Consider the following 25392-nt stretch of genomic DNA (forward strand, 5'->3'; position numbering starts at 1 on the left):
ACGATAGTTATCGAACTTTTCCACAGCTTTTGCAAAATCGTCGAGAAAAAGTTCTGTATCTTTTTCATTCGTACCACTTTACCCCATTATTAGAATTGAAAATTAGTAGCCCTTTGATATAAATAAGTAAACGATGAATCCACCCCACAAAACAACTTCAGCAATTATCAAACACTTCAAGTGTTGCTGCAATTTTTCGGGGTCAATTTCGCCTTTTTTCAGAAAATCATAAATTGAATTTCGCAATTTATCTATGTCTTCCTGCTTGATTTCCAGTTTCAAATAATAATTTTTCCCGAAAAGGAGCTGGTGCATCCCATAATATATTGAAAGCAATATTAAAAATGAAGTAATACTTACAAGCGCTGGCTGGGTCCAGCTTATTGTCATACCTTCTACCGATGTAAGATTTCTATAAAAAACAATATCACTTAAACCAGCTACAAACAACAGAAAATTCCAAACCAAAAATGTATATAAAGTTTTCTTCATTTTCTATACCTTCTTTCACTACTGCCCACATTGCTGGAAATATCAAACGCCTACTTTATTTTTATGCCCTCATTTTTTACAAATCATCAAACCTTCCCGCCTTGCTTTTTTGTTTAGATAACGAAATTTAAGCCTGATTTATTTCGTTTGTCCACAAAATTTTTCAAAATCGTATAGATGCACATAAACTTCCTGAAAATTTGTAGCACAATCGCAATCTTCTTTTAAATAAACACGCTATAAGGATAAACTTTTTGTTTTACCTCGATTGAAAGCCATCTTTAGCTTTCTGGTTTGAGAACTGTACTTCGGGCCGGATTCTTTGGGTCTACTAGAATTTTTATTGGTGCCCCTTTCGGAATACATGGATTGAACCAAAACCACTGCGACTTTCCATTATAGGTTTCACCTTTAACTTTATACTGATAATGTACCACATATGGATAGATTACATCTTCATCGGCAAGGTGGTAGGTACTCATATGAAATTTTATATGTACTCGTTTTGTTGCTGTAACCTTTCCGATGATTCTTGTTCCATTTTTCAAAAGTTCTGCCTTTTTATAGTCGGAAATAATCGCCAATCCGATAATTATACCTGCTACAATCCATGCTAATATCGCAGCCACCCAAATACCAGACTTACACGCTCCAACCGATATAATTGCCGCCACGAACATTCCGACATATGCCATTGTATGAATAAGATCTTTTGAAAAAAACATTTTATCTCGTGTAATTTTCATAAAACGGCATCCTCCTCAAATCCTACAGTCGGTAATCAGCGGCTCCGTGAAATCAACGTTCCTTAGATACTTAGATTTAATCCTATTTTGTTTCATCCGTCTACAAAATTTCTCAAAATCGTATAGTTGCACATAAATTCCCATAAAGCTCGTAGCACAATCACGATTTTTTCTTTTCATTCAGATAAACCACCACGGCAGTTCCAGCCAAAGGTTATCCATGGCCTGTTCCTCCGTCTTTTTTGCGCGGCCTTTTGTCAGGTGAAAGTATATCGCCGTGCCAATCAGTGGATGCTCCTCGCCATCAGTGAAGCCATAGCGGTACAGCAGGTAGGTCTGCTCCCGCTGGGTCAGCCGTTTCAGACCATCGTACAGTTCCCGGCGCGATTCCTGCTCTTCCATAATACTCTGCGGCTGCATGGTATAAGGGTCGGCTATGGCTTCGATGCGCCGCAGTTGTTCCTCTCCCGGCAGAACATCGTCCAGCGAAACGCGCTGGCAGCAGATACCGTCCTTGTCCTCCGTTACCATCCGCTGCTCAAAAGCGGCAAAGGCATCCCGCACCATGTCCATCATGGCGTTGCGGATGGCAGGAGCCGCGTAGGTCAGGAACTTCATGCCGCGCGCTGCATCGAACTTTGGCACGGCCTTCCACAAGCCCATATTCCCTGCCTGTTTCAAATCGTCCGTGTCAAGGTTCAGGCCGGACTGTGCCAGATTCATGCTGCGGAAAAGGTCATTTGCCACCTTGCCAATAAAGGACTTGTTGTTGTCGATCAGGCTGTCCAGCGCGGTAGCATCGCCTTTCTGCGCCAGCGCACAAAGCCGTTCATTCGTCTGCTTCATGGGCGTTTTCCTGCTCTGCGGCAGACTGCAAGATTCCCAGCAGACCGCTTCGCAGCTGTTCCAGTGCTTCCGGCGTGGCTCCATCCATGCCCAAAACGCTACCCAACATTGCGTCTGTCAGCTGCTCTGCCGTGATCGTTGGGTGCTGCACATCCTGCCCTTTGGTCAATTCGGTGAACATCTTCTCTGCCACTTTCTTACTCATAGCTTCCTGTTCGGCGTAATGGCTCCCGATACCCTTTTTGATCTCCTTGACCGCTGCCATGAAGTACGTCTCAATATCATCAAGGTCGCCTTGGTACACAGGCTTTCTCCGAAGGCTGATGTCCTTTGCAGCCTTGGCTGCTTCCGGGGTCTTGACCTTTGTGCGCAGCAGGGTGCTCAGTGTCGTGAGCATGGCGTTCTGTGCCGCGATACCGGATGCAAAGGTATCATCAAAATACTGCGCTATGCGGTAAGTAAGTTCTGCAAAACGGGCGTTTTCCAGCAGCAGGTTGACCACCTCTGCATTGACGCGCCCTGTGTAGAGGTTCTTTGCGGCTTCTACGGACAAGCCCAGTTCAGCAATATCATAGTTCTTGCGGTCGGGGATGTTGGTTTCTCCCAGCAGAAAATCCGTGGATACGTTGAACAGCCTTGCAATTTTCAGCACCTGCTCATGGGTCAGGGTTCCCTTTGCACCGCTGATAAAGCGGTTGATGGTGCTCTTGGAGCAGCCGAGTTCCTTGGCAAGTTCTGGTTGGCTGATGTTGCGTTCTTTCATCAAGTCCGCAAGACGGATGTTGGATGGTGCGGGCAGATATTCCTGTGCCATGTGGTCGGCCCTCCTTTTTGAGCTTTTTCCTCATTATAATACGCTCTGCCGTTTTGTTCAATATACGGTTTCCTCTCTGCCCTTGCTGTTGCAGCCCTGCAACCAGTAAGGGCATTTTTCTTTTTCCGTTGCAGTTCTGCCGCTTTTTCGCCTTTCCTGCAAAATTTTCCGTATATTCAGGCAGGAAGCAAAAAACACCAGAGTTCCCGCTTTGGGGTCTCTGGTGCAACGCGCAACGCACGACACAAAGGAGGAATGCCCTTGAGCCTGTTTCAGAAAATCAAATCCGCCATCACCGTTCCGCAAGCTGCCAAGGTCTACGGCATGGAGCCCGACCGCCATGGCATGGTGTGCTGTCCGTTCCATTCCGACAGCGACCCCAGCATGAAGCTGAACGACAACTATTATTATTGCTTTGGCTGCGGAGCCAACGGAGATGCCATCGACCTCACCGCCAAATTGTTCGACCTGAACCCCGGCAAGCCGCCGAGAAGCTCGCAAGTGACTTCGGGCTTGACCCGGACAAGCCGCCCGCCAATGCCATCGCTCTGCCGCCGCCCAAGCGCGGCCTGACGGACGAGCAGTGGGCAGACATCGCCTACTGCCTGCGGGTACTGACCGATTATCTTGACCTGCTGCACGACTGGCAGGAGCGCTACAAGCCTGCCACCCCGGAGGAACCGCATGACCCACGGTTTGAAGAAGCCCTCCACACGACCGAGACCGTCGAGCACCTGACAGACTGCGTTGCATTTGGAACACCCCAGCAGAAGGCCGATGCCGCCGCACAGCTGCTGTCCGGGTCGTACCTGCTGATGTTGGAGGAGCGCACCGACCGCCTTGCTCTGGCGAAGTGCGCCTGATAATTTATTCACCTGAAGTGGTGGGTCTCACCGTGAGACCCACCACTTCACTTTTCTAAAGGAGAACCGCCACATGAAGAAAAACATTTCCCGCAACCCCTTATGGCCGGACTGGTACAACGGCAAGAAGATCGATGAAGTCCAGTTTGGCCGTGCCTTTCTGGAACAGTGGCCGCTGAAATGCGTCAACGGAACGCTATACACGCTGGACGGCCCGGTGGAGGACGAAAGCGAGATCAAGCAGCGCATCTTGGAGAACATCGAGGAATATGTCACCTCCGGCCTGTCCAAAAAGGTCACCAACATTCTGGAGACCATCAAGCTGCTGGCCTTTTCCGATCCGTTCCCCATTGAGCAGGACTGCATCCACCTTCAGAACGGCGTGTACCATCTGCCGGACGGCTCTTTTCAGGAGAGCCGCTTGTTCTGCCAGAACCGTCTGCCTGTGAACTACGACCCGAAAGCTGCCACCCCTGACCGTTGGCTGACCTTCCTGCACGAGCTGCTGGACGATGCCGACATCCCCACCTTGCAGGAGTATCTGGGCTACTGCCTGATCCCCAGCACCAAGGGACAGAAGATGATGCTCATTGTTGGCAAGGGCGGCGAGGGCAAGTCCCGCATCGGGCTGGTGCTCAAACGGCTCATGGGAGATGCCGCCAGCAACGGCAGCGTCCAGAAAGTCGAGAACAACCGCTTTGCCCGTGCCGATTTGGAACGCCGCCTGCTGATGATCGACGATGACATGGACATGAATGCCCTGCCTAAAACGAATTATATTAAGACCATCGTGACCGCCGAGGCCAAACTGGACTTGGAGCGCAAGGGCGTCCAGAGTTACCAGCGGGACATTTACGCCCGGTTCCTCTGCTTCGGCAACGGCGCGTTGACCTCACTGTATGACCATTCGGACGGCTTCTTTCGCCGCCAGCTCATCCTGACCACCAAGGACAAGCCTGCCGACCGCACGGACGACCCTTTCCTTGTGGAGAAGATGTGCGCCGAGTTGGAGGGCATCCTGCTCTGGTGTCTGGAAGGTCTGCACCGGCTGGTGCAGAACGATTTCCGCTTCACGGTCAGCGAACGAGCCGCCGCCAACGTGGACACCATCAAACGCAGCAGCAACAATGTCATCGACTTCATGGAGTCCGAGGGCTACTTCCGCTTCAAGGCGGACTACTCCATCAGCTCCAAGGAGTTCTATGACATTTACAAGCAGTGGTGCGAGGACAACGCCTGCCACAGCGTATCGGCGATTCGTTTCAGCGCCGAACTGCGCCAGAATGACCGCCGCTATAACCTTGAAGCCACCAACAACATCTACCTGCCCGGTGGCCGCAGGGTGCGGGGATTCGTGGGCATTGAGCCGCTTGTTCACCCCTGTCCGTAAAAAGTGCATTTTTTCACGGAAGAAGTTCGTACAACCTGTACGGTCTGTACTTGTACGCACCTGTACAGCAAATTGAAGAAAATTAAGACGTGGTATCGTTTATATTTCGTATTTCTGTACGTCGTACAGACCGTACAGGTTATTTGAAGTCCGTACGCAATTTTTTCAGATGCGTACGGAGCAATCAAGTTCGCATTGTGCGAACTTGATTGTAACTCTCCCGCAGGAGACGTTCCCCCTCGGAGAGCCCACTACACTTTGCAGACCATAGGGATGAAAGTGTCATAGTGGGTTATTACACTTCCGCAGAAGTGCATCTCCGTTCCCCGTCACCTCTCGATGAACCTTGAAAGGAGGGATGCCCTTTGGCAAGAAATGATGGCATTGACCGCACCAGTGTTCGAAATCTCGCCGTTTCGGACAAGGCCGTTGGCAACACTCAGCAGCACAACGAGCGCGAAAAGGACAGCTACCGGAACCCCGACATCATCCCCCAGCGCACTGCATGGAACATCCACTTCAAAAAGCCAACCGCCAGCTACACCGACCTGTTCTCCCAACTGGAAACCGCTGGTACGATTTCAACGCGCGGCCTGAAGCCGGATGCCACCCATTATTGCGAGCTTGTCTTTGATGTCAACTCGGCCTATTTTGACAATCACGGTGGCTACGAGTTCGCCAAGCAGTTCTATGAGGATGCCTACAAAGCAGCCGTTCAAATCGTGGGTGGTGAGCAGTATATCCTCTCGGCAGTCATGCACGCTGATGAGATCAACCGTGCCATGACCGAAGCACTAGGCAGGGAGGTCTACCACTACCACCTCCATGTGGTCTATGTACCTGTGGTGGAAAAACAGATCCTCTGGTCGAAACGCTGCAAGGATAAGGCACTGGTCGGCACAGTCAAGGAGACCGTCATGCAGGTCAGCCGGAGCAAGAAGTGGGCATCCAAGCCCCTGCTGGACGATGCCGGAAAGCCCGTGCTGCAAAAGAACGGCAAGCCAGTCCTGAAGAAGTCGCACAGCGTCCTGCAAGACGATTTCTTCAACTATATGCGTACTGCCGGGTACACCGATGTGGAGCGCGGCGAGCGTGGCAGCACCGAAGAACACCTGACTGTCACTCAGTTCAAAGTCCAGCGGGAGCAGGAACGGCTGGACACCCTGACCACCCAAGCCGACCAGCAGGCACAATCGCTTGCCAAAACCAGTCAGGCCCTCTCCCAAAAGGAGAAAGAACTTGCCTCCATTCAGAAAAAGACCACGCTCACGAAAGAAGCCCTCATTCATGCGCGTGATCTGGATTATATCGGCAAGCGCACCTTCCTCGGCAACTACTCGCTGACCGAAGAAGAATTTTCCAAGCTGAAAAAGCAAGCCGACCACGGCTATATGATGGACGTGGAGAACCGCCGCCTGAAAGAAGAACTTTCCACCGCCAAGAAGGAAACCATTCATTGGAGCAACAAGTACCACGACCTGTGGTACGATGTAAAGCCCTATCTGGACGCCATCCACCGTGCGCCTGAACTGGTTCGCAGCTTTCTGGAAAAGATTCTTGCCCCCAAGCAGGAGCGCACCATGAATGTGCAGCAGCGAAACCGCAGGCGTGGGCAGGATATGGAACTTTGATTTTCGGAGGATACCATTTGAATAAAAAGAAGAAGTCAAACAAATCCGGCTACCCGGATGAAGCAATCAAGACCCTTGCACGTTGCTTTTATCCCTCCATGGTTGAGTTTTTCAACAGCGAGGAAGGCCAGCGTGAATATGAGGAATGGCTGAAAGAGCAGGAAGTTCTACAAGCCTTGCCTGTTGCAGCATAAAAACAGCAGGACGCTCCCAGTAAAGGGAACGCCCTGCCTTATATAGATGTATCTCACCGAGGTGTGTCCAGTTGGGCACACCTCTTATTTTTTTGCCCTTAATCTTCTAACCCATGGCTCCCGGCTGCATTTTTCAAATATTCCTCTGGGTCACCGTTCAGAATCAAATCGGCATAGCTCAGCGGGTCATTGTAGATCAGGTAGTCCAATTCCGTCTGCTGTGCCATAGTCACATTCAGTGCATCCTCGACCCCGGTGCAGCCGATGGAAATTTTTCTCCCATCTTGGAGAGTCAACTCCACGCACCCGGTATCCATGTTGAACGAACAGGCTCTTGCATCGTACTTCATAATCATACCCTCCAAATCTTGTGATTGTCTTACGGTTTATGACAAGGTATCGGGGTTTTGCGCCGTCCACGGGAGCCTTCGTTGTTGTACCCGAAGAAAACGAAAAATCCGAACCCTTCTCCAATCGGAAACAGGTTCGGATTTTTCTTGTTTGGTGGGCGCGGGTGGATTCGAACCACCGAAGCTGAAAGCAGCAGATTTACAGTCTGTCCCCATTGGCCACTCGGGAACACGCCCATATTCAGTTTTGCAGTCCATGGGTTGCCTGTATATATTACCACCCGGATGATAGTTTGTCAACATCTTTTGCGGAATTTTTGGATTTTTGTGCCGAAAGCAAAAGTACAAAAGCAAAAGCCGCCCAGAAATCAACGTTCCTGAGCGGCTTTTTGGAGCTGGTGACAGGAGTTGAACCTGCAACCCACTGATTACAAATCAGTTGCGCTGCCATTGCGCCACACCAGCATGGACCAAGCGGTCTTTTGATAGAATACCAAAAAACGCGCGGCTTGTCAATATCTTCTTGGCGCGCAAAAAACAACCCATTCCCCAAACAGTATACTATACCGTTTAACAAATGAGGTGCCATTGCCATCAGTTCATGCTTTCGTCTGCTTTTAGCATTCTTTTCTGTTGTATCACATTTTGATACCCGTAATTTTCAACGCAATACATCGATAATAAAATCGAACCATCCGATTCTATTATCATAAAAACCCCACAGGAACCGCGGACGGCTCCTGTGGGGTTCAAAGCCTGTTGTATTCTTTTTTGAGCAGCGGGCTGCTTCAGCGGGCAAGGGCCTGCTGGATCTTTGCAAAATCCTCCAGTGTGAGGGCTTCCGGGCGGATGCGGGCATCAAAACCGGCGGCTTCAATGGCGGCTGTCACCGCGTCCTTGGACATCCCCAGGCCGCTGGCAATGGCGTTTGCAGCCGTTTTGCGGCGCTGTCCGAAGGCGGCACGCACCAGCGCAAAATAGCCTTCTTCGTCCTCCACCTGCACAGCGGGCTGCGGACGGATCTCCATGCGCACCACAGCGCTGGTCACCTTGGGGGCCGGGTAAAAACTGCCGGGCGCAGCGGTGAACATCATTTTGGAGGTGGCATAGTAGCTCACCGCGCAGCTGATGGCGCTGGATGCACGGGTGCCGGGCGCAGCAGCCAGACGGTCGGCAGCTTCCTTCTGTACCATGACGGTCAGGCTTTCAATGGGCAGGCGGTCGCCCAGCAGCTTCATGACGATGGGACTGGTGATGTAGTAGGGCAGGTTAGCGCACACAGCCACCGGCATACCGGGGAACTCTTCCGCAATAAGAGCCTTCAGGTCAACTTTCAGTACATCCTGTAATACCAGTTTAAAATTGTCCACTCCGGCCATCGTTTCGGCCAGCAGCGGCGGCAGGCGTTCGTCCACTTCAATGGACACCACCTTGGCGGCGCGCTTTGCCAGTTCCCGGGTCAGCACACCGATGCCGGGGCCGATCTCAATGACACCATAGCGCTTATCCACGCCACTGGCATCCACGATCTTGGGCGGCAGGCCCGGGTTGATGATAAAGTTCTGTCCAAAACCCTTGGAGAGTGCAAAATCGTATTTTTCACACAGGGCGCGGATCACCGAGAGGTCGGTCAGTTCGGGCATAGATTCCATCCTTTTTCATAGTACGATTTGAATGCCCTCCGCGTCGCTTTGGGCATATTCAGCGGAAATATTATTATAATATGGCAACCCAGCCAGACCTGCGGGTCTGGCTGGGTTGCATTTTCACGAGAAGGGGTCGGTACGGTAAACGGGAGCGCTGCGGGGCGCTCCAAAACGCCTTTTCACGTGAGGAGTCGATACGGCAGGCAGCATCACCGCGCCCTACGGGCGCGATCAAAAGCCGTTTCAAGAAAGGAACATGCGTACGGCAAACAGCACCGCAATAAACCGGGTTCCTTTTTACAAGAAGAAGCCCATGCAGCATTTCTGCCGGTTTTACCCTTTATTCTGCGCTGGATGCTGCTTCACCGCCGGCTTCTGCTTCGGTGGAGGAAGCCGTTTCCTCAGAGGAAGCGTTCTCCGGCTCAGTGGCAGCGCTGTCGGCTTCTTCGGAAGCAGCAGCCGAAGAAGCTGCTTCGTTGACACCGCCCAGAGTCGTGGTACCGCTCAGCTGCTGTGCTGCGCTGACCGCACGCTGGATCTGCGGGTCATCCTTGGGGGTATAAGCGTAGAAATTCGTGGTCTCTTCGGCACTGAGGGCACGCTCCACATCCACGCTCAGGCCGGTGCCATCAAAGCAGGAGCCGTCGCCGCAGATGAGCTTTGCCACCGTGATGCTCACGGCGCTGCCATCCGAAAGGCGCTGCGGGCTGCTCTGGATGGTTCCCTTGCCCATGGTGGTGGTGCCCACCAGACGTGCGCCGTTCATGGTGCGCAGGCTGGCAGCAAACAGCTCTGCTGCGCTGGCAGTGTTGCCGTTGACCAGACAGACGATGGGCAGCTCCACCTTGCTCTCATCGTCGCTGCTGCCAATGATGGTGCGGTTTCCGTTCTTATCCTCGGCATAGGCCACAGTGCCTTCCGGGGCGATCAGGTCGATGCAGCTGATGGCATCATCCAACACACCGCCGCCGTTATCGCGCAGGTCGAACACAAGGCTCTGGGCACCGCTGGTAGTGAGAGACCGGATGGCATAGTCCAGCTCGCTGGGCGTGCTGCCGTCGAACTGGCGGATCTTGATGTAACCCACGCTGTCCAGCATCTGGTAGTCCACGGTGGTGCTGGTGTAGCCGGAGTGGGTCAGGTCCGTCGTCCGGGAAGCAGCCTTGCTGTCGAGCCATGTAACATTGACGATGGTGCCGGCTTCGCCCTGCAGGCGGGACTGCACGGCATCCACCCCGGAAAGGCTCTTCACATCGGTGCCGTCAATAGCAGTGATGTAATCGCCCACCACGATACCGGCTTCCTGCGCAGGCGAGTCCTCATACACCCTGGTCACTCTGGCATAGCCGGTCTGGTCCATGCCAAGCTCCACGCCAATGCCCATCACCTTGCCGCTCTGCTGGTTCATCAGCTCGGTGTAGGCGTTGGCGGTGTAGTAACGGGCGTACTTGTCGCCGGTACCCAGCAGATAGCCTGCGGTCAGGCGGTCGTACAGCACCGTTTCATCAATGGTGTAGTAGTCGTTGCTGCGCACATAGCGGTCCACCTCGGCCACTTTGTTGTACATGCTCTCCTTTTCCTTCACGCTGCTCACCGTGCTGTCAAATAGACGCATGGCAATGAGCATGGTAATGGAAAAGGTCACGGTCATGGCAAGGATCACAATGGTGACAGCCATGCCCACAGAGATCTTACGGTTCATGCTTGCCCCTCCCTGTTAATACAGCAGCATCATGATCACACTGCTCAGCAGCGAGAGTGCAAACACGCCTGCCAGAACAAGGCAGCCGATACGCAGCCAGCGCTTGTGTTTTTGTTCGTTCATAGAATACCAGACTCCTTATAAACACACTCAGTTGTGCGGGAACGGGATATAACCGCGCGGATTGACCGCATTGGCCTTTTTGCCGCCCTTCCAGACCTCCAGATGCAGATGGTTGCCGGTAGAGTTGCCGGTAGAGCCAACGTAGCCGATCAACTCGCCCTGCTTGACATACTTGCCTGCGCTGGTGGCGACCGACCTCATGTGGCCGTACAAGGTACTGTAGGCGTTGCCGTCCGACATGCTTCCGTGGTAGATGATGACATAGTTGCCATAGCCGCCGCTGGACCAGCCCGCCACCTGCACATAGCCGCTTGCGGCTGCGTAGATGGGGGTACCGCCCGGGGCCGCCAGATCGATGCCGGCATGCAGCCTGTTCACGCCGGACACCGGGTTCTTACGCCAGCCGTACTCGCTGGAAACGCGGGTATAGCTCTTCAGCGGGCAGGCAAAGCCGGTAAAGCTCAGCTGCGGCTTACTGGATGCAGCCGCCGCGATCAGCTTCTGGATCTCTTTCTTGACGGCCTCATAGTTCAGCTCGTCCGATTCAATAGCGGCCTGTGCCGTCTGCTGGGCCTTCTGGGCATCCTGTGCAGAAAGCTGCGCCGCAGAAATGCTGCTGTTCAGCTCGCTCTGCTTTGCCTTCATCTGGTAGTTCTGGGTATCCAGCTCCGCCTTCTGGCTCGTCAGCTCCTTGCGCTGGGCTTCCAGCTCCACCTTATCTGCTTCCAGAGCGCTCTTGGCGGCCTTCATGTTGTCCATGATCTCGGTATCTTTAATGGAGATATCCTGCATGACCTCGTTGAAGGTGAGCAGCTCATACAGGTCGTTCACTGCGCTCAGCATGGCCACGCTGCCGCCGTCGCGCAGCTCCTGCATGGCAGCCATGTGCTTTTTAAAATCGCCCCACTGGCTGTCGATCTCGGCCTGCTTCTGGGTGATCTCACCTTCCTTGGCGGTGATTTTCTGCTCGGTCTGGCCAATGTTGTTCTGCACAGCAGCGATCTGGGTGCTCAGCACGCTGATCTGAGACTGAATGACGCCCACGCGCTCCTTTAGCTCACTTTCCAGCGCTTTTGCAGCAGCTTCCTTTTTCTTTGCGTCCGAAAGCTCCTTCTTGTGCTGGTCGATGGATTTGGAAAGGCTGTTCAGCTTGTTCTGCAGGCTGGCCATGCTGGTGGCTGCCGTGGCCGGCTGGAAGCTGACGCTTGCCGCAAGGCATACCGCCGCCAGGCACAGACTCACGCCGCGCAGCAGCTTGCTGCGGGCAGGCTCCGGCCGTGCATGGCGCGGCGTATGGCCGGGCATCTGCAGCCGGAAGGGCTTTGCATGAAGTGCTTTTTTCATGTGCGGCTCCTTTCGATCACACGTTCAGGTGCTTGCGGATGGAGAACATACTGCCCAGACCACCCACAACGGCACCGCCGATGAGGCTGTACGGGATGATCGTGGACCAGACGGCGCTCACCGGCACCAGTGCCTGACCCATGATCATTTCCCACACGCCGCCCAGACCGTCGGAAGCCTGCACCATGTAGGAGTAGCCGCCCAGACTGATCGCTGCAGTGAGCACGCCGGAGATCAGGCCCATGGCCAGACCTTCCACAACGAAGGGCAGAGTGACCAGACCGTTGGTGGCGCCCACGTACTTCATGATCTCAATTTCGCGGCGGCGCGCAAACACGCTCAGGCGGATGGTGCTGCCCACCGTGATGATGCTGACGACCATCAGCACCAGCACGATGCCGCGGCCCACTTTGGTAACAGAGCGCTGCACCTGCACAAAGACGTTGGTCATTTCCACCGGGGCGGTAACGCTGTACACGCCCTGAATGGCCTGCATCTGCTTGCTCATACTCTCCATCTGGCTCAGATCCGCGATGGAAACGCGGTAGTTGGCCTTGAAGGGGTTGTCATTTTCAAACTCATCCCACAGGGAGGAGTAATCTTCCATGTAATTGCGATAGGTGTTCAGCACGTCCTGCTTGGAGACGAACTGCACATTGGTCACGCCGGGCATTGCCGCCAGCTTTTCGCCCACGGCCTGCGCAGTGGCATCATCACACTCCGGGTCCAGATAGACCACGGTCTCGTTCTGGCTGCCCAGATAGTTCACCATGCTGTCCACGTTCACCTCGGCAAGACTTGCAAAGGTGTTCAGGGTCATACAGACACTGAGGGACAGGATGCACACAAAGGTCATGGCCCAGTGCTTGCCCAGATTGCGGATGCCGCGCCGGATCAGAAAAAAGAAGGTAGAAGGTCTCATCATACGGTGGCCGCCTCCTTTTCTGCGGTGTCAGCAGGTTCCAGCTCGGTCTCGAACAGACGTTCTTTGCGCTCTGCGCGTGCGCGGATGGCTTCCTTGTCGGCAGGCACATCCGAAATGATGCGGCCCTTTTTCAGGGTGACGACGCGCTGGTGGAACTGGCGCACCAGCTCGTGCTCATGGGTAACGACCACCACGGTGATGCCCGTTTCGCTCACCCGCTCCAGCAGCTCCATCATTTCCAGGCTCAATTCCGGGTCGATGTTGCCGGTGGGCTCGTCCGCAATGACCAGCTTGGGGCCGTGGGCAAGGGCGCGGGCCACAGCCACGCGCTGCTGTTCACCGCCGGAAAGGGTGTCCGGATAGGCCTTGGCCTTATCCTCCAGATGCACCAGCTCCAGCATGTACTCCACACGGTCGCTGATCTCCCGGCTCTTGACGTTGGTCACATGCATGGCAAAGGCGATGTTTTCGTACACAGTCATGGTGGGGATCAGCCGGAAATCCTGAAAGATAATGCCCATCTGACGGCGCAGATACGGCACCTGATGGCGGTGCAGGCTGGCAACATCCTTGCCCAGAACGGTCACCTTGCCCTCACTGGGCAGCTCTTCGCGCAGCAGCAGCTTGAGCAGGGTGGATTTGCCTGCGCCGGAATGGCCCAGCAGGAACACGAACTCGCCGTCGTCCACATGGAGGTTGATATCGTCCAGTGCCAGCGGTCCGCCTCGTTTATATTCCTTGGAAACGTGTTCTAAATCGATCATAGGGTAATATTAGCTCCTGACATTAAAATCTGTTTTCACAGCAAAAAGAACCGGCCAGCATCGGTTTCGAGCGGCCGGTTCTGCACTGCAGGCAGAGCCTGCAGCTTATTAGTATTTGGCCGGATTGTTGGACAGGTACTTCTTGACCATCAGTGCTACCTTAAAGACGATAGCATCGTCGAACTCACGCAGATCCAGGCCAGTCAGCTTTTTGATCTTTTCCAGACGATACACCAGCGTGTTGCGGTGCACAAACAGGCCGCGGCTGGTTTCAGACACATTCAGGTTATTCTCGAAGAAGCGCTGGATGGTGAACAGGGTCTCCTGATCCAGGCTTTCGATGCTGCCCTGCTTGAACACCTCGCGCAGGAACATCTCGCACACGGTGGTGGGCAGCTGATAGATCAGGCGTGCAATGCCCAGATTATCGTAGCGGATGATCTGCTTTTCGGTGTCGAACACCTTGCTCACTTCCATGGCGATCTGTGCTTCCTTAAAGGAGGTAGCCAGATCCTTCACGTTGGAGATGGGGGTGCCGATGCCCACCACAGCCTTGATGTAATGCTCGCCGGACAGGGTATCCACAATGCTGGCAGCCAGCTTTTCCATATCGGTGCGGTCGATGCCCTTGCGGATCTCCTTGACCAGCACGGTATCCGTCTCGCTGATATTGAACACAAAGTCCTTCTGCTTGTCGGGGAACAGGCTGCTGACCACATCGTAGGCGGAGATATCGCCGCCGCTGGTAACACGCACGATGAACACCACGCGGGAAACATCGGTGGCAAAGTGCAGCTCACGGGCCTTGGCATAGATATCGCCGGGCAGGATGTTATCCAGCACCACATTCTTGATAAAGTTGGACTTATCAAACTTTTCGTCGTGGTACTGCTTGATGCTCTGCAGGCTGATGGACAGCATAGCGGCAAACTGACCAGCCGTCTCGTCCACGCCTTCCACGAATACTGCATAATCGTTATGCTTGGCGCTGGAGAACTGCTGATAGGTGTAGCCATCGCGCACAAAGCGGTCGCCTGCGGTCAGACGCTCCGCCATGAAACCCTCGCGCACCTCGCCGATCAGGTTCAGTTCCGAGCAGGAAATAACAGCGCCGGTCTCATCCACCACGCCGACCACCCGGTTGATCGCGTCTTTCATCTGGTAGATCACGCTTTGAAATACTCTATTGGCCATAATGGATACCCCTTTTCCTCGTTTGTGCAAACCGCAGCGGCAGCCGGTCGTGATTTTTAACAATTTAGCTGCATTACATTTTATATTTTACACAAAAGAATTTACTTTTGCAACATATTTCAACAAAAAAGATAGTTTTTTCTTGTGAATATTATCTTCAGGGGCCATTCTGAACCAAAAAAGTGCCTTTTTGCGTGGTTCTGCCCCCTATTCTACCGGAAAAATGTGTTGCTTTTTTGAAATTCGGGTGAAAAGCCGACCCTGTCAGCTGGAAATTTTTGACACTTCTTCGGCAGAAAGCTCCCGCCACTGGCCCGGTGCAAGGGCCGGGTCGAGTGCAAGGCCGCCGATGGCATCCCGGTGCAGGCCGTTCACACCTGCGCCGTACACGCCGAACATCCGCTTGATCTGGTGATAGACGCCCTGCTTGAGCACCACCCGCACGGTCAGGCCGTCGGCCGAAAGGGCCGTCACCTCCGCAGGCGAAAGTGCTGTGCCGTCGGCAAGGGTCACGCCCGCCGCAAAGCCGGTGCGCATCTGCTCGGTCAGCGGCGTGTCCAACACCACAGTGTAGGTCTTGGAGACGTGGCGCTTTGGAGCAAGGATGTCGTGGGCAAAGGTGCCGTCATCGGTCAGCAGCACAAAGCCGGTGCTGGTCTTGTCCAGCCTTCCCGCCGGGAACAGCTGCCGCCGGGGATAGGCATCCCCCACCAGATCGACCACGGTGGTGTCACGCTTGTCGGTGGAAGCGCTCACCACGCCCTCGGGCTTGTTGAGCATGATGTACACGAACTGCTGATAGCTGAGCGCCCTGCCATCCACAGCCACAGTGTCACTTTCTTTGAGCTGGGTGTCCCCTTTTTGCAGACAGCACCGTTCACCTGCACCCGCCCTTTGGAAAGCAGCGCCTTAGCTTCGCTGCGGGTGCACTGGGCCGTCTCGGCTAAGTATTTATCCAATCGCATACGCGGTTCTCCTTTTACATAGGTTTGGAGTTTTAGTGTAACATGATAAAATGATTTGCGCAAGAGAACTCCTTCCGTCATCGCTGCGCAATGCCGCCTCCCTTAATGAGGGAGGCTTTGGCCGTACGGTAAACTCTTCCTCTTCGTCAGAGGCTCCCTCTTTGAGAAAGACTTCCCCCGGTCGGGGGAAGATGTCACCGAAAGGTGACAAAAAGGGGAACGGCTGACGCACGAAGTGCAGCTGAAGGAGTTTTTCTTTCTGGCCCTTTTCGTGAAAAAGCAAGAAGGAGAAGCCCGCAGGCTTCTCCTTCTTGCAAAACAAACTGTAACTTCCGCTGTTTATGCTCAGAGCGTAAGCGGAGAGCATTTAAAATCAAACACTCAAAGATGCGTGCTGCTCCACGGCATCGGGGTTGGCATCGAAGATGGGCTTGAGCACATTGGCGATGAACTCCTCCACCTGCTGCGGTGCACGGCCCACAAAGTTTTCCGGCACAAGGCCCGCCACGATCTCCTCGCGGGTCAGGCCAAAGGCGGGGTCGGCAGCGATGCGGTCCACCATATCGTTGGGCAGGCCCTCTTCCTTGACCTGCTTGCCGGCGGCGATGGCGTGCTGGCGCAGACGCTCGTGCAGCTCCTGACGGTTGCCGCCCTTTTCCACAGCCTGCATCATGATGTTCTCGCTGGCCATGAAGGGCAGCTCTGCCATCAGACGGCTGCGCACCACCTTGGGATACACCACGATGCCGTCGGTGACGTTGAGCATGATGTTCAGGATAGCGTCGGTGGCAAGGAAGCCCTCAGCCATGGCGACACGCTTGTTGGCGCTGTCGTCCAGCGTGCGCTCAAACCACTGGGTGCCGGTGGTGAAGCTGGGGTTCAGCACATCTACCATCAGGTAGCGGCTCAGTGCGCAGATACGCTCGCAGCGCATGGGGTTGCGCTTGTAAGGCATGGCGGAGGAACCGATCTGGTTCTTTTCAAACGGCTCTTCCATCTCCTTGAAGTTAGCCAGCAGACGCAGGTCGGTGGCAAACTTCATGCAGCTCTGGCCAATGCCGGCAAGGGCGTTCAGGATGAAGGCATCCACCTTGCGGCTGTAGGTCTGGCCGGACACGGGGATGACCGCTTCGGGCGCAAAGCCCATCTCCTTGGCGATGGAAGCATCCACGGCGCGGATCTTATCGGCATCGCCCTTGAACAGCTCCATAAAGGAAGCCTGCGTGCCGGTGGTACCCTTGACACCGCGCAGCTGCAGAACAGCAAGACGGTGGTCGATCTCCTGCAGGTCCATCACCAGCTCGTTGGCCCACAGGGTGGCGCGCTTGCCCACGGTGGTGGGCTGAGCGGGCTGGCAGTGAGTGTAGGCCATGCAGGGCATGTCCTTGTATTCCTCGGCGAAGCGGCCCAGCTTTGCCAACACACCGATCAGCTTTTTGCGCACCAGTTCCAGACCCTGACGCATCACGATGATGTCGGTGTTGTCGCCCACATAGCAGCTGGTGGCACCCAGATGGATGATGCCGGCAGCCTTGGGGCACTGCTGGCCGTAGGCGTACACATGGCTCATCACGTCGTGGCGCACCAGCTTTTCGCGCTCGATGGCCACTTCATAGTTGATATCGTCCACATGGGCTTCCAGCTCAGCCACCATATCGGGGGTGATGTTGGTCAGGCCCTGCTCCATTTCGGCCCGGGCCAGCGCCACCCACAGGCGGCGCCATGTGCGGAATTTGTTATCGTCCGAGAAGATATACTGCATCTCGTCCGAGGAATAGCGGGTGGAAAAGGGGCTGATATAACGATCATGCTGAGACATTGATTGTTTCCTCCTGAAAATAACCCTCTCAGTCTCGCTTTGCTCGCCAGCTCCCCCGAGGGGGGAGCTTTTTGCGCTCTGCCGGTCAGCACCAGAAAGCCTCCCCCTTTTTCGGGGGAGGTGGCACGCCGCAGGCGTGACGGAGAGGGTTTTTCTCTATTCTACCATCAAATCTTGAAATAGTCCACGCCGCCCTCAAAGATCGGCTGATATTTGTCACCGGTAACGTTCTTGTACAGGTACTCGCCGCTGCGCTCCGAGTGGCCCATCTTGCCGAACACACGACCATCCGGGCTGGTGATGCCTTCGATCGCCAGCACAGAGCCGTTGGGGTTATAGCGCTGGTCCATGGTGGGGTTGCCCTCGATGTCCACATACTGGGTGGCGATCTGGCCATTCTTCATGAGGGTGTCCAGCACCTCCTGCGGAGCCACGAAGCGGCCCTCGCCGTGGCTGATGGCAACGGTGAACTGTTCGCCCACCTCGCACTTGGACAGCCACGGGCTGCCGGTGGATGCAATGCGAGTGCGCACCAGCATGCTCTGGTGGCGGCCGATGGTGTTGAAGGTCAGGGTGGGATCGTAAGCGGTGATGGGGCGGATATCGCCGTAGGGGACCAGACCCAGCTTGATGAGGGCCTGGAAGCCGTTGCAGATGCCCAGCATCAGGCCATCGCGCTGCTGCAGCAGACGGCGCACTGCCTCGGTGACCTCCGGGTTGCGGAAGAAGGATGCAATGAACTTTGCGCTGCCGTCCGGCTCGTCGCCGCCGGAGAAGCCGCCGGGCAGCATGACGATCTGGCTGTTATCGATGGCCTTGACCAGTGCCTTGCAGCTCTCGGCCACGTCGGCGGGGGTCAGGTTGCGGATGACCAGGATCTCCGGGTCGGCACCGGCGCGGGCAAAGGCCTTGGCGGTGTCGTACTCGCAGTTGGTGCCCGGGAACACCGGAATGATGACCTTGGGCTTTGCCACACCGATCTTGGGTGCGGCGGGTGCGGTCAGCTTGCCGTTGATCTTTTCCACGGTGGGGCCTGCCTTGCGGTAGGGGTACACCGGCTCCAGCTTGCCTTCCCAGATCTCCTGCAGCTGGGCCATATCCAGCTTTTCGCCGCAGGCTTCAAAGACGTATTCCTTGGTGGTCTCGCCCAGGATCTCACCGGCGGGAGAATCGGACACCATTTCCAGAACAATGGAGCCGTACATGGGCTGGAACATCTCATGGGTGGTCTTATCCGCACGCATCTTGAAGCCAATGTGGTTGCCAAGGCCCATCTTGAACAGAGCCTCGGCAATGCCGCCGTAGCCCACAGAGCAGGCGGATGCCACCATGCCCTCTTCGACCATGTCCTCCACCATCTTGTAGTTGGCCTTCAGGGAGAAGAAGTTGGGGCAGCCGGTCTCGGGGTCGATGATGGGCCGCACCAGCACAACGGTGCTCTCCGGCTTCTTGAATTCGGTGGACACCACCTTGTTTGCCTTGCCGATGGCGGTGGCGAAGGAGACCAGCGTGGGAGGTACATCAAGCTTTTCAAAGGAGCCGGACATGCTGTCCTTGCCGCCGATGGATGCAATGCCCAGACCCATCTGAGCATCCAGTGCACCCAGCAGAGCGGCCAGCGGCTTGCCCCAGCGCTCCGGGGCGGTGCCCAGACGCTCGAAATATTCCTGGAAGGTGAGGTAAGCATCCTCATAGCGGAAGCCGGAGGCCACCAGCTTGGTAACGCTCTCGATGACAGCCATCTGAGCGCCCTTGTACTGGTCTGCGCTCATCAGGAAGGGGTTGAAGCCCCATGCCATGCCGGAGCAGGTGCTGGTCTCGCCGTCCACCGGCAGCTTTGCCACCATGGCGTTCTGCGGGGTCAGCTGATAGGCACCGCCAAAGGGCATGAGCACGGTGGCGGCACCAATGGTGGAGTCGAACCGCTCAGACAGGCCCTTCTTGCTGCAGATGTTCAAATCGCCCACCATGTTCTTCATCTTCTGGCTGAAGGTCAGGCCCTCCCACTGGGGCTGCCAGACCGTGGCCTTTTCCACATGGACCTTCTGGTGCTTCTCGGCACCGTTGGAGTTCAGGAACTCGCGGCTGATGTTCACGATGGACATGCCGTTCCACACCATGTTCAGGCGGGGCTCAGCCGTCACCTTTGCCACCGGAGTAGCCTCAAGGTTCTCTTCGTTGGCGAGAGCAATGAACTTGTCCACGTCCTCGGGGGCCAGCGCCACAGCCATGCGCTCCTGGCTCTCGCTGATGGCCAGCTCGGTGCCGTCCAGACCCTCGTACTTCTTGGTGACCTTGTTCAGGTCGATGTACAGGCCGTCGGCCAGCTCACCGATGGCAACGGACACACCGCCTGCACCAAAGTCGTTGCAGCGCTTGATCATCCTGCAGGCATCCTCGCGGCGGAACAGGCGCTGCAGCTTGCGCTCGATGGGAGCATTGCCCTTCTGCACCTCGGCACCGCAGTGCTCAAGGCTGTCCAGCTTGTGGGCCTTGGAGGAGCCGGTAGCACCGCCCACACCATCACGGCCGGTGCGGCCGCCCAGCAGAACGATGACATCGCCGGGGGCGGGGCACTCGCGGCGGACGTGGGAAGCGGGGGTAGCGCCTACAACGGCACCGATCTCCATGCGCTTTGCCACATAGCCGGGATGATAGATCTCGTCCACCTGACCGGTAGCAAGGCCGATCTGGTTGCCGTAGGAGGAATAGCCTGCGGCAGCAGTGGTCACCAGCTTGCGCTGGGGCAGCTTGCCGGGCAACGTCTCACTGACCGGCTTGAGCGGGTCGCCTGCGCCGGTAACGCGCATGGCCTGATAGACGTAGCTGCGGCCGGACAGCGGGTCACGGATGGCACCGCCGATGCAGGTAGCTGCACCGCCGAAGGGCTCGATCTCGGTGGGGTGATTGTGGGTCTCGTTCTTGAACAGGAACAGCCAGTCCTCATCCTTACCGTTCACATCGCACTTGATCTTGACGGTGCAGGCGTTGATCTCGTCGGACTCGTCCAGATTTTTCAGGATGCCCTGCTTCTTCAGCTCCTTGGCGCCGATGGTGGCAAGATCCATCATGCAGCGGGGCTTGTTCTCGCGGCCCAGATCGGCGCGCATGGCCATGTAGCGGTCAAAGGCCTTCTGCACCACGGCATCGTCGATCTGCACATCGTCCAGAATGGTGCCGAAGGTGGTGTGGCGGCAGTGATCGGACCAGTAGGTGTCGATCATCTTGATCTCGGTGATGGTGGGGTCGCGGTGCTCCGAGCGGAAATACTTCTGGCAGAACTCGATATCGCCAAGATCCATGGCAAGACCGTTGTCCGCAATGAACTTTTTCAGCTGCTCTTCGTCCAGCTGGTTGAAGCCCTCCAGCACCTTGACCGGGGCGGGCACGGGGTACTCCATTTTCAGGGTCTGCTTGGTGTCCAGCGAAGCCTCGCGGGCCTCCACCGGGTTGATGACGTATTTCTTGATCTCGGCCACCTGCTCGTCAGTCAGGGTGCCTTCCAGCAGATAGACGCGGGCAGAGCGCACCAGCGGGCGCTCGCCCTGACTGATGAGCTGGATGCACTCGGCAGCAGAGTCTGCGCGCTGGTCGAACTGGCCGGGCAGATACTCCACTGCAAAGGACACGCCGTCGCTGGCGGGCAGCTCGGCATAGGTGTTATCCACCGGCGGCTCACTGAACACGGTGTTTGCACACTGGTTGAACAGTTCTTCGTCGATGCCTTCCACATCGTAGCGGTTCAGCAGACGCAGACCGGTAAGCGACTGGATGCCCAGCAGGCTGGTGAGCTCATTTTTCAGGCCGGTGGCTTCCACATCAAAGCCGGGCTTTTTTTCCACATAAATACGATAGACCATTGGGTAGGTTCCCCCTTTGTATTCTTTGAACCGACCCTCTCAGTCACGGCTTACGCCGTGCCAGCTCCCCCGAAAGGGGGAGCTTTTTCTGCTGGCGGAAAGTACCGCGTTCGATGGAAAGCATCGGCTTGCCCATTTTCCCGCATAAAGCTCCCCCTTCGGGGGAGCTGTCGCCGCCAGGCGACTGAGAGGGTTTTCTTTCTTACTGCTTCTCTGCCAGTGCCTTCAGGGCGCGCAGGCCGATATCGCTGCGCTTGTGCAGCTTTTCAAAGCTGATCTTCTCTGCCGCCTCATAGGCATGGCTCAGCGCATTGGTCAGCCGCGGGCCGGTGGCGGTGACACCCAGCACACGGCCGCCGGCCGTGACAAGGGTGCCGTCCTCGGTGATGGCGGTGCCAGAGTGGTAGACCGTCACATTCTCCTCGCCGGGCAGCTGGCCGTCCACAAGGCCGGTGATGGGCTTGCCCTTCTCGTAAGCCACCGGGTAGCCGCCGGAAGCCAGAATGACGCAGGCGGCAGCACCGTCCGAGAACTTGACCTCCTCGTTTTCCAGCGTGCCGTTGGTGCAGGCCTGCATGATGTGCAGCAGGTCGCCTTCCAGCAGGGGCAGCACCACCTGCGTTTCGGGGTCACCAAAGCGGCAGTTGTACTCGATGACCTTCGGGCCGTCCGGGGTGAGCATCAGGCCGAAGTAGAGGCAGCCCTTGAAGGGGCAGCCCTCGGCGTTCATGGCCTTGATGGTGGGCAGGAAAATTTTCTCCATGCACTCAGCGGCCACTTCCGGGGTGTAGTAGGGGTTGGGAGCAATGGTGCCCATGCCGCCGGTGTTCAGGCCGGTGTCGTGGTCGTTGGCACGCTTGTGGTCCATGCTGGACACCATGGGCTTGACCACCTTGCCGTCCGTAAAGCTCAGCACACTGACCTCGGGGCCGGTGAGGAATTCCTCCACCACCACATGGTTGCCGGATGCGCCGAATTTCTTATCCAGCATGATCTCCTTCACGCCGTCCGCAGCCTGCTGCTCGTTTTCGCAGATCAGCACGCCCTTGCCCAGTGCCAGACCGTCGGCCTTGATGACCACCGGGTACTTGCCCTCGGCCTTGATGTACTCCATGACCTTGGCGGGGTCGTCAAAGGTCTCGTACTTTGCGGTGGGGATGCCGTATTTCTTCATCAGGTCCTTGGAGAACACCTTGGAGGCCTCGATGCGGGCAGCGGCCTTATCCGGGCCAAAGGCCGGGATGCCCACTGCTGCCAGCGCATCCACCATGCCCAGAGCCAGCGGGTCGTCCTGCGCCACCACAACGTAATCGAACTTTTCTTCTACGGCAAAGCCCACCATGGTGTCCACATCGGTAGACTTGATGTTTTTGCATTTTGCGTCATAGCTGATGCCGCCGTTGCCGGGTGCGCACCAGATCTCGCCGCAGTCAGGGCTCTTTTTCAGTGCCTTGATGATGGCGTGCTCACGGCCGCCGCCGCCGACAACCAGAATTTTTTTCTTCATAATTGCACCTTCTCTATGCATCGGCACGGCGGAAGTTTCTCCGAGGACCGTCCGCTGGGGTGGGACCCTGCCGCCGCAGGCCGCAGGGCGGGCGATGGAATGGCCCGATTCGTGTCCGAGGAGGAAGCTTCCGCTGTGCCGTACTATCAGTGATGGAACAGCCGCAGGCCGCAGAAAGCCATTGCGATGCCGTACTTGTTGCAGGTGTCAATGACCTGCTGGTCGCGGATGGAGCCGCCGGGCTGCACGATGGCGGTCACGCCGGAGCGGCGGGCACGCTCGATGTTGTCGCCGAAGGGGAAGAAGGCATCCGAGCCAAGGCACACGCCGGTCACTTTGCTCAGATATTCCTTCTTTTCCTCAGCGGTCAGCGGGGCGGGCTGCTCGGTAAAGGTCTCGGCCCACACATCGTCGCCAATCACATCCTCGGGCGTATCGCCGATGTAAACATCAATGGCGTTGTCACGGTTGGGCTTTGCCACATCGTCGCGGAAGGGCAGGTTGAGCACCTTATCCATGTGGCGCAGCTGCCAGTTGTCGGCCTTCTGGCCTGCCAGACGGGTGCAGTGGATGCGGCTCTGCTGGCCTGCGCCCACGCCGATGGTCTGGCCGTGGTAGGTGTAGCACACGCTGTTGGACTGAGTATACTTCAGGGTGATGAGTGCAATGACCAGATCACGCTTCTGCTCCTCGGTCACGTCCTTGTTCTCAGTGACCCAGTTGTTCAGCATGGTGTCGGCGTTGATGACCAGCTCGTTGCGGCCCTGCTCAAAGGTGATGCCGTACACCTGCTTGTGCTCGATGGGAGCGGGCTTGTAGGCCGGGTCGATGGCGACCACATTGTAGTTACCCTTTTTCTTGCCGGACAGGATAGCCAGTGCCTCCGGCTCGTAGCCCGGGGCGATGATGCCGTCGGACACCTCGTGCTGGATCAGCTTTGCGGTGGGCACATCGCAGATGTCCGAAAGGGCGATCCAGTCGCCAAAGGAGGACATGCGGTCCGCACCGCGTGCACGGGCATAGGCATTTGCCAGCGGCGACAGCTCCATATCCGGGGCAATGTGGTACATCTTGCGTTCCACATCGGTGAGCGGCAGCCCCAGCGCTGCGCCTGCCGGGGAAACGTGCTTGAAGGAAGCTGCTGCGGGCAGACCACAGGCAGCTTTCAGCTCCTTGACCAGCTGGATGGAGTTGAGCGCGTCCAGAAAATTGATGTAGCCGGGCTTGCCGTTCAGCACAGTGACCGGCAGGTCAGAGCCATCTTCCATATAAATGCGGCTGGGCTTCTGGTTGGGGTTGCAGCCGTACTTCAGTGCCAGTTCGTTCATTGGTGCATCCTCCTTATTTCTCTATTGTTTTAGTCCTGTTTTTCCTCTGCGTCAAGCTTTTTGAGCAGTTCCAGCTCTTCGGGCAGCAGCTCCGGCTCTTCGGGGTCGTCCAGATCGCTGCACACGGCATCGTACTTGTTAAAGATCATGTCGCCGGTCTCGCCGGAGTCCAGATCAATGACCCGGGCAAACAGGCTCACCTTGTTGTCCGGGTTCAGGCTGCTCCACAGACCCTGTGCAAAATCGCCGATGGTGCGGGGGCAGGCAAAGCGCAGCGGCTCACCTTCAAAGCTGGGGATGGGATTTCCGTTGTGCTTGTAGGTGCTGATGAAATGGCCCTCGCCTGCAACGGGCTGCGGGTAATCAAAGAAATAGCGCTGCACGCTGTCGCCATTGCTGTCCGCAGACTTGAGAATGCTCATCTGATAGCTGCCGTCGGCATACACCACAGCGGAGATGCGGGGGGTGTAGTTGGGGCCGTCCGGCTCAAAGGTGCGGGTGCGCAGGGCATCGGCAAAGCTCTTGCCCTGACTCATCAGGTCATAAATGGTATCGGTCTGGTCGCCGTTGGTCACGATATGGGTCTTGCCCAGCGTCAGCACCGGATTGTAAATAATGAGGCTGGGGTCCTCCAGCTTTGCGGGGTCCGCTGCGATGGTGCAGATGCCGCCGCGCTCGGGCACGGGGTCAAACACGCGGTTGCGGCTGTTCTCGCTGCGGCCCATGATAAAGTAGCCAATGAACATCTGGCGGCCATCCGGAGCCATTGCCACAGCAATGCCGCGGCCGGGATACTCGTTGGATGCCAGATACTCGTTCAGGTTGATCTTTTCCATGTCAAATTCTCCTATTACGGAACTCCCCCAGTCGCCTGCGGCGACAGCCCCCT

21 protein-coding genes, 2 tRNA genes and 1 pseudogene are annotated in these 25392 nt (G+C 56.3%); 4 read left to right on the forward strand and 20 right to left on the reverse strand.

Features of this window, described 5'->3' with window-relative positions:
* Positions 1-102 precede the first annotated feature (102 nt).
* The 5 genes from PXT33_RS10690 to PXT33_RS10710 form a co-directional block, all read right to left on the reverse strand.
* Positions 103-492, reverse strand: coding sequence for a hypothetical protein (locus tag PXT33_RS10690; RefSeq protein ID WP_332376513.1), 390 nt, complete (start codon positions 490-492; stop codon positions 103-105).
* A 281-nt stretch (positions 493-773) separates the two neighbouring features.
* On the reverse strand, positions 774-1238 hold the full coding sequence (locus PXT33_RS10695) for a DUF3592 domain-containing protein (RefSeq protein WP_015538140.1): 465 nt from the start codon (positions 1236-1238) through the stop codon (positions 774-776).
* A 180-nt stretch (positions 1239-1418) separates the two neighbouring features.
* Complete coding sequence (locus PXT33_RS10700; RefSeq protein ID WP_223387698.1) at positions 1419-2084, reverse strand: sigma-70 family RNA polymerase sigma factor; 666 nt, start codon at positions 2082-2084, stop codon at positions 1419-1421.
* On the reverse strand, positions 2068-2898 hold the full coding sequence (locus tag PXT33_RS10705) for a helix-turn-helix transcriptional regulator (RefSeq protein ID WP_332376514.1): 831 nt from the start codon (positions 2896-2898) through the stop codon (positions 2068-2070). The genes PXT33_RS10700 and PXT33_RS10705 overlap by 17 nt, the downstream gene beginning before the upstream one ends.
* A gap of 57 nt (positions 2899-2955) precedes the next feature.
* Complete coding sequence (locus tag PXT33_RS10710; protein ID WP_347070560.1) at positions 2956-3264, reverse strand: hypothetical protein; 309 nt, start codon at positions 3262-3264, stop codon at positions 2956-2958.
* A gap of 44 nt (positions 3265-3308) precedes the next feature.
* Between PXT33_RS10710 and PXT33_RS10715 the strand changes: the two genes are divergently transcribed.
* From PXT33_RS10715 to PXT33_RS10730, 4 genes are all read left to right on the forward strand, one after another.
* The gene (locus tag PXT33_RS10715; protein ID WP_347070319.1) at positions 3309-3761 is read left to right on the forward strand and encodes a DNA primase; all 453 of its coding nucleotides are present in this window, start codon (positions 3309-3311) and stop codon (positions 3759-3761) included.
* A gap of 73 nt (positions 3762-3834) precedes the next feature.
* Complete coding sequence (locus tag PXT33_RS10720) at positions 3835-5151, forward strand: phage/plasmid primase, P4 family (protein ID WP_332376516.1); 1317 nt, start codon at positions 3835-3837, stop codon at positions 5149-5151.
* 365 nt (positions 5152-5516) lie between these two features.
* Complete coding sequence (locus PXT33_RS10725) at positions 5517-6782, forward strand: plasmid recombination protein (protein ID WP_332376517.1); 1266 nt, start codon at positions 5517-5519, stop codon at positions 6780-6782.
* 17 nt (positions 6783-6799) lie between these two features.
* On the forward strand, positions 6800-6976 hold the full coding sequence (locus tag PXT33_RS10730) for a hypothetical protein (protein ID WP_223389193.1): 177 nt from the start codon (positions 6800-6802) through the stop codon (positions 6974-6976).
* 98 nt (positions 6977-7074) lie between these two features.
* On the opposite strand, the gene PXT33_RS10735 is transcribed toward PXT33_RS10730, so the two are convergent.
* The 15 genes and pseudogenes from PXT33_RS10735 to PXT33_RS10805 all read right to left on the reverse strand — a co-directional run bounded on the left by PXT33_RS10735 (position 7075) and on the right by PXT33_RS10805 (position 25339).
* Complete coding sequence (locus PXT33_RS10735) at positions 7075-7326, reverse strand: DUF6061 family protein (RefSeq protein WP_332376518.1); 252 nt, start codon at positions 7324-7326, stop codon at positions 7075-7077.
* Positions 7327-7478: 152 nt separating this feature from the next.
* Positions 7479-7563 (reverse strand) — tRNA-Tyr (locus tag PXT33_RS10740).
* 153 nt (positions 7564-7716) lie between these two features.
* Positions 7717-7791, reverse strand: a tRNA-Thr gene (locus PXT33_RS10745).
* A gap of 323 nt (positions 7792-8114) precedes the next feature.
* On the reverse strand, positions 8115-8969 hold the full coding sequence (rsmA, locus tag PXT33_RS10750) for a 16S rRNA (adenine(1518)-N(6)/adenine(1519)-N(6))-dimethyltransferase RsmA (protein WP_097775225.1): 855 nt from the start codon (positions 8967-8969) through the stop codon (positions 8115-8117).
* Between the two features lie 343 nt (positions 8970-9312).
* Positions 9313-10674 (reverse strand): S41 family peptidase, encoded by a 1362-nt coding sequence (locus tag PXT33_RS10755; RefSeq protein WP_332376520.1) that lies wholly within the window; start codon positions 10672-10674, stop codon positions 9313-9315.
* A 150-nt stretch (positions 10675-10824) separates the two neighbouring features.
* Entirely contained in the window at positions 10825-12141 is a 1317-nt protein-coding gene (locus PXT33_RS10760) for a murein hydrolase activator EnvC (protein ID WP_005944447.1), read from the reverse strand.
* Positions 12142-12157: 16 nt separating this feature from the next.
* Positions 12158-13066, reverse strand: a complete 909-nt coding sequence (locus tag PXT33_RS10765; protein WP_120020906.1) for an ABC transporter permease — start codon at positions 13064-13066, stop codon at positions 12158-12160.
* The gene (gene ftsE / locus PXT33_RS10770) at positions 13063-13830 is read right to left on the reverse strand and encodes a cell division ATP-binding protein FtsE (protein WP_120081169.1); all 768 of its coding nucleotides are present in this window, start codon (positions 13828-13830) and stop codon (positions 13063-13065) included. Before ftsE ends, PXT33_RS10765 begins: the two co-directional genes overlap by 4 nt.
* A gap of 108 nt (positions 13831-13938) precedes the next feature.
* On the reverse strand, positions 13939-15024 hold the full coding sequence (locus PXT33_RS10775) for a CdaR family transcriptional regulator (protein ID WP_005944450.1): 1086 nt from the start codon (positions 15022-15024) through the stop codon (positions 13939-13941).
* 264 nt (positions 15025-15288) lie between these two features.
* A pseudogene (locus tag PXT33_RS10780) lies at positions 15289-15989 on the reverse strand (pseudouridine synthase).
* A 373-nt stretch (positions 15990-16362) separates the two neighbouring features.
* Positions 16363-17808 (reverse strand): adenylosuccinate lyase, encoded by a 1446-nt coding sequence (purB, locus tag PXT33_RS10785; protein ID WP_097775220.1) that lies wholly within the window; start codon positions 17806-17808, stop codon positions 16363-16365.
* Between the two features lie 167 nt (positions 17809-17975).
* On the reverse strand, positions 17976-21668 hold the full coding sequence (locus tag PXT33_RS10790; protein ID WP_332376523.1) for a phosphoribosylformylglycinamidine synthase: 3693 nt from the start codon (positions 21666-21668) through the stop codon (positions 17976-17978).
* Between the two features lie 202 nt (positions 21669-21870).
* Positions 21871-23175 (reverse strand): phosphoribosylamine--glycine ligase, encoded by a 1305-nt coding sequence (gene purD, locus PXT33_RS10795; RefSeq protein WP_097781584.1) that lies wholly within the window; start codon positions 23173-23175, stop codon positions 21871-21873.
* Positions 23176-23321: 146 nt separating this feature from the next.
* Positions 23322-24503 (reverse strand): phosphoribosylaminoimidazolecarboxamide formyltransferase, encoded by a 1182-nt coding sequence (locus PXT33_RS10800; RefSeq protein ID WP_097775217.1) that lies wholly within the window; start codon positions 24501-24503, stop codon positions 23322-23324.
* Between the two features lie 29 nt (positions 24504-24532).
* The gene (locus PXT33_RS10805; protein WP_097776489.1) at positions 24533-25339 is read right to left on the reverse strand and encodes an IMP cyclohydrolase; all 807 of its coding nucleotides are present in this window, start codon (positions 25337-25339) and stop codon (positions 24533-24535) included.
* Between the last annotated feature and the right edge of the window lie 53 nt (positions 25340-25392).

This window comes from Faecalibacterium taiwanense (assembly GCF_036632915.2).
Classification (GTDB): domain Bacteria; phylum Bacillota; class Clostridia; order Oscillospirales; family Ruminococcaceae; genus Faecalibacterium; species Faecalibacterium taiwanense.

Bases quoted from the DNA above. Each gene is read 5' to 3' on its own strand.
- PXT33_RS10690 (WP_332376513.1), bottom strand. From the start codon at position 492: ATGAAGAAAACTTTATATACATTTTTGGTTTGGAATTTTCTGTTGTTT.
- PXT33_RS10695 (WP_015538140.1), bottom strand. From the start codon at position 1,238: ATGAAAATTACACGAGATAAAATGTTTTTTTCAAAAGATCTTATTCAT.
- PXT33_RS10700 (WP_223387698.1), bottom strand. From the start codon at position 2,084: ATGAAGCAGACGAATGAACGGCTTTGTGCGCTGGCGCAGAAAGGCGAT.
- PXT33_RS10705 (WP_332376514.1), bottom strand. From the start codon at position 2,898: ATGGCACAGGAATATCTGCCCGCACCATCCAACATCCGTCTTGCGGAC.
- PXT33_RS10710 (WP_347070560.1), bottom strand. From the start codon at position 3,264: ATGGAACGGACAGCACACCATGCCATGGCGGTCGGGCTCCATGCCGTA.
- PXT33_RS10720 (WP_332376516.1), top strand. From the start codon at position 3,835: ATGAAGAAAAACATTTCCCGCAACCCCTTATGGCCGGACTGGTACAAC.
- PXT33_RS10735 (WP_332376518.1), bottom strand. From the start codon at position 7,326: ATGAAGTACGATGCAAGAGCCTGTTCGTTCAACATGGATACCGGGTGC.
- rsmA (WP_097775225.1), bottom strand. From the start codon at position 8,969: ATGCCCGAACTGACCGACCTCTCGGTGATCCGCGCCCTGTGTGAAAAA.
- PXT33_RS10755 (WP_332376520.1), bottom strand. From the start codon at position 10,674: ATGAACCGTAAGATCTCTGTGGGCATGGCTGTCACCATTGTGATCCTT.
- PXT33_RS10760 (WP_005944447.1), bottom strand. From the start codon at position 12,141: ATGAAAAAAGCACTTCATGCAAAGCCCTTCCGGCTGCAGATGCCCGGC.
- PXT33_RS10765 (WP_120020906.1), bottom strand. From the start codon at position 13,066: ATGATGAGACCTTCTACCTTCTTTTTTCTGATCCGGCGCGGCATCCGC.
- ftsE (WP_120081169.1), bottom strand. From the start codon at position 13,830: ATGATCGATTTAGAACACGTTTCCAAGGAATATAAACGAGGCGGACCG.
- PXT33_RS10775 (WP_005944450.1), bottom strand. From the start codon at position 15,024: ATGGCCAATAGAGTATTTCAAAGCGTGATCTACCAGATGAAAGACGCG.
- purB (WP_097775220.1), bottom strand. From the start codon at position 17,808: ATGTCTCAGCATGATCGTTATATCAGCCCCTTTTCCACCCGCTATTCC.
- PXT33_RS10790 (WP_332376523.1), bottom strand. From the start codon at position 21,668: ATGGTCTATCGTATTTATGTGGAAAAAAAGCCCGGCTTTGATGTGGAA.
- purD (WP_097781584.1), bottom strand. From the start codon at position 23,175: ATGAAGAAAAAAATTCTGGTTGTCGGCGGCGGCGGCCGTGAGCACGCC.
- PXT33_RS10800 (WP_097775217.1), bottom strand. From the start codon at position 24,503: ATGAACGAACTGGCACTGAAGTACGGCTGCAACCCCAACCAGAAGCCC.
- PXT33_RS10805 (WP_097776489.1), bottom strand. From the start codon at position 25,339: ATGGAAAAGATCAACCTGAACGAGTATCTGGCATCCAACGAGTATCCC.